General features: G+C 52.6%; 9 protein-coding genes. 2 read left to right on the top strand and 7 right to left on the bottom strand.

Annotation, left to right across the window (positions count from 1 at the left end; all coding sequences use genetic code 11):
* Nucleotides 1–115: 115 nt before the first annotated feature.
* Complete coding sequence (locus A6M21_RS04830; protein WP_151191801.1) at nt 116–865, bottom strand: SIR2 family NAD-dependent protein deacylase; 750 nt, start codon at nt 863–865, stop codon at nt 116–118.
* A 147-nt stretch (nt 866–1,012) separates the two neighbouring features.
* Between A6M21_RS04830 and A6M21_RS04825 the strand changes: the two genes are divergently transcribed.
* Entirely contained in the window at nt 1,013–1,438 is a 426-nt protein-coding gene (locus tag A6M21_RS04825; protein WP_066666746.1) for a hypothetical protein, read from the top strand.
* Between the two features lie 203 nt (nt 1,439–1,641).
* On the opposite strand, the gene A6M21_RS04820 is transcribed toward A6M21_RS04825, so the two are convergent.
* The 4 genes from A6M21_RS04820 to A6M21_RS04805 all read right to left on the bottom strand — a co-directional run bounded on the left by A6M21_RS04820 (nt 1,642) and on the right by A6M21_RS04805 (nt 3,277).
* Nucleotides 1,642–2,049: a zinc ribbon domain-containing protein gene (locus tag A6M21_RS04820; protein WP_066666762.1), complete on the bottom strand. Its 408-nt coding sequence runs from the start codon at nt 2,047–2,049 to the stop codon at nt 1,642–1,644.
* 107 nt (nt 2,050–2,156) lie between these two features.
* Nucleotides 2,157–2,447, bottom strand: a complete 291-nt coding sequence (locus A6M21_RS04815) for a hypothetical protein (protein WP_066666745.1) — start codon at nt 2,445–2,447, stop codon at nt 2,157–2,159.
* A 101-nt stretch (nt 2,448–2,548) separates the two neighbouring features.
* On the bottom strand, nt 2,549–2,770 hold the full coding sequence (locus tag A6M21_RS04810; protein WP_066666744.1) for a helix-turn-helix transcriptional regulator: 222 nt from the start codon (nt 2,768–2,770) through the stop codon (nt 2,549–2,551).
* A gap of 180 nt (nt 2,771–2,950) precedes the next feature.
* Entirely contained in the window at nt 2,951–3,277 is a 327-nt protein-coding gene (locus tag A6M21_RS04805) for a hypothetical protein (protein WP_066666743.1), read from the bottom strand.
* 314 nt (nt 3,278–3,591) lie between these two features.
* Here A6M21_RS04805 and A6M21_RS04800 point away from each other — a divergent pair, with 314 nt between their 5' ends.
* Nucleotides 3,592–4,224, top strand: a complete 633-nt coding sequence (locus A6M21_RS04800) for a GNAT family N-acetyltransferase (RefSeq protein ID WP_345788081.1) — start codon at nt 3,592–3,594, stop codon at nt 4,222–4,224.
* Nucleotides 4,225–4,275: 51 nt separating this feature from the next.
* Here the strand turns inward: A6M21_RS04800 and A6M21_RS04795 are convergent, their stop codons facing one another.
* Both A6M21_RS04795 and fabG read right to left on the bottom strand, forming a co-directional pair.
* Entirely contained in the window at nt 4,276–5,373 is a 1,098-nt protein-coding gene (locus tag A6M21_RS04795; RefSeq protein WP_066666741.1) for an NAD(P)/FAD-dependent oxidoreductase, read from the bottom strand.
* A gap of 208 nt (nt 5,374–5,581) precedes the next feature.
* On the bottom strand, nt 5,582–6,322 hold the full coding sequence (gene fabG / locus A6M21_RS04790) for a 3-oxoacyl-ACP reductase FabG (protein ID WP_066666761.1): 741 nt from the start codon (nt 6,320–6,322) through the stop codon (nt 5,582–5,584).
* Nucleotides 6,323–6,468: the final 146 nt, after the last annotated feature.

The following is a 6,468-nucleotide window of genomic DNA, read 5'->3' as shown; positions in this document are numbered from 1 at the left end:
GGCGGGTACTTGCGGTCAAAACCATTCCCGCCGCGGCCTCGGATCACCTGCCGTTGGCTGTAACCCTGGAATTGCTTGAAGATAAGCCCGTCTGCATTCAAGGATCACAGCGCCCCTAATTTTCCGGCACGTTCATCTCAGCCAGCAGATCCCGGAAGACCCGGCCGGTGGAAGCATGAATGACCAGGACGGCCTGCTCGTCCCAGGGGGTTTCCTCCCGGTTGATGATCACCACCCGGCGGGCATATTGCGGCAGGCCGGCCGCCGGGTAAACCTGCAAGCTGCTGCCCGCCACCAGTAAAAGCTGACAGCCGGTCAGTGCCCGGGTGGCTTTATAAAAATCATCGCTCATCTGATCTTCAAACAGCACCACATCGGGTCGCAAAACTCCGTTGCAGGCCGCGCAGCGGGGCAATCCGCGGGCGGCGGCCCGTTCCGTCAGTTCCCGGAAGGGGTAACTCCTTTCACAGTCCATGCAATGGCAGGTGCGCAGGTGGCCGTGCACCTCCCAAACCCGGCGGGAACCGGCAATCCGGTGCAGACTGTCAATATTCTGTGTGATCACTCCCACCAGGTAGCCGTGCTTCTCGAGGCGGGCCAGGGACAGGTGGGCGTCGTTGGGCTGCACGCCTTCAAAGGTTTGCCAGCGGGGCAGGTTGACGGCGTAAAAGGCGGCCGGATCCCGGCGCAACGAGCTCAGGCTGGCCACCTGCATGGGATCATATTTGGTCCACAGACCGGTGCCCGGACTGCGAAAGTCCGGAATGCCGCTTTCCGTGCTCACCCCGGCCCCGGTAAGGGCGAAGTTGGGACCGGGGCTTTTTAAAAGTGCGGCCAGCATCCTGATTTTTTCTTGATACTCCATAGCCAAACCCCCGTACCTGATATCCATTTTCATTAGACGAGCCGGGAATTTTTACTCAAACGGTTTCCACCGGCAGGAAAAATTTCGACAAATGAAGAAGTATATCATGTTTATCATTCTATAATTTTACTGGGAAGGGTGTATGTGATGCCAAGTTTTTTATCCTCCATCTTAAGCCGTTTCAAAGGTCAGGAAAGAAAACCGGCTTGCGTGGACGTTGTTAAATCCGCGCCGGCGGAAAAGAAAACCCTCTTTATGAAAATCGTGGCTGATATCGACAACTTGATCACTGCCGGTGAATTACCAGGCGTTTGCAAAAAAGAGGATAACTACCTGGTCTCCTATTATCTAGGCGATCGCCGCATCTGCAATGTGAACAAGCTCACCGATCCGCCGAGAACCTGCTTTTATTATTCCGGTGCCAACTTGAAAGCCCGGGAGTTGAACCGGCCCGGGTTGAAGGCCATATCCCGGAATGAGGCCAGACAGAAGGGATACGGCCATGCCAAGGCCATTTACAGCGGTAGGGATACGGAGATCATCCTGTCCATGGTAAAAAGCGCGTTGACTTGACAGCCGGGAAAACCACCGGAAAGTGTCTCCCCCGTGCTGACGACAAAGCCGCTTTGATCCACTATGTTTGACCGGCATCACCGGTTGCCGCCGGAGTAACATTATACAGCGGCAACCCGGTGTATATTGCCGCTCAACCACACATTCAGGAAAAACCGCAGCCTAAGCTGCGGTTTTGATCATCGCCTGATAATTATACGACCTTACGCGTTATGTTCCTCTTTTTCCTCGGTCACCAGTTTCCCGCAGTAGCTGCAGAATCTTCCGCCCGCCGGCAATTCCAGTTTACATTGGGGACAAACCAGCGGCTTTGGTTGCAGTTTCTTGATTTGCTCGTTCAGGGATTTTACTTCTCCATCCAGCTTACGTGTGCCTTGCAGCAGGCGGTCGATTTCCCCGTCCAGATCCTCCTCGCCCTTATCACGCCGGAAGACCAGTTCGCCCAGCGCCTGCAGGTTGTTGTCCATTTCTTTTTCCAGTTTGTTTAAATCGAACTTTAACCGGGCAACCTCCAGCAACTCGCCTGAACGTTTGGTCACATCTTTTGCTTTGCCGCCCAGGTCCTTCGCCCGCTCACCCAACCCACGTGCTGTTTCGCCGAGTTTCTGCATGATTTCCACCGTCGGCACCCCCTTGTTGTTCATACTGAATCCGATTTGTAAAAATATAATTCAACACCGGGGAATAAACTCCTTCCTTGCTGACAAAATTTGCAAAACTAATTTTTTCTCCTGAGCCGGGCCAATCCGGCAGCCGATACAACCACCGGGAAACCGGCAATATTTTCCGGCCGGAAAAACAACCGGGGCAAGAATCCTTTTGTGCTGAGCCAGCCCTTGTCGATCAGCGCCTTGACCAGCTCAATGGCTTCCGTATCGGACAGTTTTAATTCTTTCATCACCCCGGGCATTATCTCTTCGGCGAAAAAGTGGCACTTCTGCAGCCGGTAGATATGTTCCAACGCTTTTAACAAGCGTTTTTCCTGCAAATCAAGCGGCTCCCCGGACACAAAACCACCTCCCGGAAGAATACACCGTTATTTCCGGATCACCGGAACCCTACAAGCGGGCATTTATCAAGTCAAGGTTGCTATTTGATTCAAAGCTATTTCTAATCCGGAAAGTAATCAATCAAATCGTCCAATGTTATTTCCGGCAGCACTCTTTTTAACCGGTCACGGATTTTGCAGAACGTTTCCAGACTGGGCTGAATTTTTTGTTCTTCCCAGCGTTCAATATACCAGGGATTTACATCAAGTAACCGGGCGAACTCCAGCTGTTCTTCGATTTTTAATTGATGCCGCCAATATTTCAACCGGTTATGGACGGGCATAACATTTCCTCCTTGTATGTTCCCGGCCGGAATATAAACTCTTCCCCGGCAAAGGCTGGCAATGGAACCAGTTTTGCAGTTAAAACAAGGAATGAATTAAACCCGCGCGACGGCGGGTTTAACCTACCTGGCAATGATGATGCGGTTACAGTGAACTGGCTTGTGACCATTCAGGTGGCTTTAACTATGCTGACCGTCACTGTTGATCTTAACGTAAAGAGACTGATCAGCTTCATCAAACCTGGCTTCATATTTTCCCCGGGGGTTGACCCCAAAGTGCTTGAAAAAGCCTTTACCGAAAACCTTGGTTTTTTTAATCTGCATGCCACCATCGTCGACAGCCCTGATTCGAACCAAATTGGCATCCTTGTCATAGGCCAATTCCACATGCTGGGCCTTAAGCTTTTCCCGGGCCACATTATTAAGAACAATCGAACTCTTGGAGAAGGAAACCATAGGCGCCTTTTCCGCCCTCTCACCACGGGGTTTGTAGATTTCAAAAGGCATGTATTCATCTCTCCTTTATTTTTACTTTTGCCATATTATAACCTATTATCTCTTTATCGTCAAATATTTACCGTAACATTTATCATCTTTTCTCATACACATATATAGTGAGAAAAGAGTTTCCCTTTCACTTATAGTTTTAATGCCGGACTAAAAATTTTTAGTATTTTGCTTAAGATTTCTCTTGACAGCAGATGCTTTTTTTGTGAAAATTTTTAATATAATCACTTCACAAGGTCATATTGTGTTACCTGGATTGCGTCCCCTATAATAAGGATATGGGTGCCCTGTCCGGGGAAGCCTGAGAACGGGAGGTGGGCCAGTTGCAACAAGTTCCACTGCAAACTGGTAAGGGGTCGCTGAATATTGAAGGACCGGTAAGCGACCATTATCTGGAGTCCCTGTCCATGGATGAAGGATTGCACAATTTTCGCCCGCCCGGGCGTCAGAAGGTTGCGTTGATGGAGATTACCAACCTGCCCGATGGCATGATTTACCTGGTCCGGGCAATCAATACAATCATCGGATATGTAACTTTTCATCATCCGGATGGATATTCGCGCTGGTCGAAACATCCCCGGGTGCTTGAAATGGGCGGCATTGAAGTCAGCCCCGCCTGGCGCGGCTGCCGGGTGGCGGAAAACCTGCTCCGGGTTGCTTTTGCGGATCCGAAGGTGGAGGATTTTATCGTGATCACCACCGAGTATTGCTGGCATTGGGACATGAAGGACACCGGCCTGGATGTCTGGGACTACCAGCGTATGCTGACCAGGCTTTTCGGCAAGGTCGGCCTGCAAAAGGTGACCACTGACGATCCGGATATTCTGGAACACCCGGCCAATGTTTTGATGGCCAGGTACGGACGTAACGTCACCAAGGAAGATAAAATGCTCTTTGAGGCCATGCGTTTCGCCGGCCGGGCGGGAAATATGGTGAATATAATTTAGGACCTCATTTATTATGCCGTCAGAGGCGGCTTTTTTTATCACCGTAACTGTTCAATAAAATCTCTTCAGCACCAGTTCGGCCAGATCAACCACATCCAGTTTGGTGTGATAGATCAACGATTTTACCGGCGGACAGCCCAACAGGCCCACCAGGCGGTCCATGCCGGCATTGTTCAGCTTGTCCAGGGTCCGGCGAAGATGATCGGCCTTTTTAATCAGCTTGACCAAAAAAGCGGTTTCTTTCTCATAATCCAACCCCCGAACAATGGAACGGGCGGCGAGCACGCCGCTGGCCACACCTGGAAGCACTCCCATGCCAAGCAGGGGATCGATGAACCCGCCGGCTACTCCGGTCAGAAACACCCTGCCCACCCGGCAGGGTTGTACTGCGCCCACAGCCAGGGTGGTTTGAAATGTTTCTGCCACGGTAAAATCAAACCCTTCGGTTTGAAAAAATTTTTCCCAGTACAAACGCATCTCTTCCGGACGCACATTGGGCACGGAAAGCACCAGGGAGGCGCGCCGGTTGTTATAAGGGGCAAGGTAGGCCCATCCCTTGCCGGCATAGGATTCGTTGAGCCACATATACAGCGTGCAGGCGTCGAAACTGCCGAGCACCACCCCGCCCATTATGGACACCCGCAGCATATCATGCCAGGAAGCCAGTTCTTTGGCCGCGGTTTCCCCGGCATCGGCCACCACTACATAATCGTAGCTGTCAATAAGATCCTGCCAGCGGACCCGGCGGTCAAATTGAAAACAGGTGGTTGCAAGCTGGCGGGCAATCTGTTTTTCCGCCGAATTTTCCACCTGCCCGCGGGCAAATATATAACCCAGTTTTCCATCTACCGCAACCTGCTGGTTGGCTGTCACCATGATGATATTCTTCACCGGATTGAGGGGGATGAGAGAAATATTGTAATCTTCCCGGGTCAATTCCAGCAAATCCCTGGTGGAGACGGAACGGTAAAGTATTTCCAGCACCGCTCCGCAATGGGCAAAGGGATGCCCCACCGAACGGGAAATATCAAAGAGCACCGGACGACAGCCAAGACGCTCCAATTCGTGCGCGCAGGACAGGCCGGAAATGCCGGCACCGATAATGGCCACCCCGGGTTTTAAGGAAATTTTGTTCGCCTCCTGTTCCACATGAATTCCGTCTTACGGAATAACTTTACTTTTTGCTGCTTTCACTCCACTTATGCGGGAACAGTCTCCTTTTCAGCCGCAAGAAACAACCCTTACCATCAACGGTAAGGGTTTTATTGCTTGTCTGCATGCCATCCTGCGGTTGTAGCGCTGCTCCTATCCCGTTCATCCGGTACGGCCGCCACCTTCAAAAGCAGGCATCAATAGATCAAAGCACCAGACCGCCGTCCACGCTCAGCACCACTCCGTTGATATAGGCTGCCTCGTCCGGGGCCAGGAAGAGATAGGCGTTGGCCACGTCCCGCGGCTGGCCGAGCCGGCCCAGGGGCGTCTTCTCCTTCATCATGTCCAGCACCTTTTCCGGTACTCTGGCCGTCATACCGGTGACGATGAAACCCGGCGCCACGGCGTTGACAGTGATCCCCTTGCGCCCCAGTTCCCTGGCCCAGGAGCGGGTCATGGCGATCACCCCCGCCTTGGTGGCCGCATAGTTGGTCTGGCCGACGTTGCCGTACAGGCCGGCCACCGAGGCGGCGTTTATTATCCGCCCGCCGCCCTGACTGATCATCACCGGGACCGCCGCCCGGGTGCAGTTGAATACGCCGGTCAGATTGACGGCGATCACCTGCTCCCATTGTTCCGGGGTCATTTTCGTCAGCAGGGCGTCCCGGGTGATGCCCGCGTTGTTCACCAAGATGTCGATGCGGCCGAATTTTTCCACCACGCCTTCTACCATTGTCCGCACCTGGACCGGATCGGCCACGTTCACCGGAAAGAACAGGGCTTCCCCGCCCTGGGCACGGATTTCTTGCATTACAGCCTCCCCGGCCGCCGCGTCGAAATCCCCCAGCACCACTCTGGCTCCTTCCCGTACGAATACCAGGGCCGTTTCTTTGCCAATCCCCCGGGCACCGCCGGTGATGATGGCCACTTTATCTTTTAACCGCATGTTCAAACCACTCCCGTTTTTAGTATTAAAAGGTGTTATCCTGTTGCGCTTACCGTCTCCAGTAGCGGGTGCGCACAAACGCCGTCTTATATTATCCGGCACAGAAAGCTGGTAACATTAGTAAATGGGTAGACCCCTTTTGGCAT

Source organism: Desulfotomaculum copahuensis (assembly GCF_001655685.1).
Taxonomy (GTDB): domain Bacteria; phylum Bacillota; class Desulfotomaculia; order Desulfotomaculales; family Desulfovirgulaceae; genus Desulfotomaculum_G; species Desulfotomaculum_G copahuensis.
The sequence above is the reverse complement of the archived record's forward strand: the minus strand, read 5'-3'. Positions and strand labels throughout refer to the sequence as shown.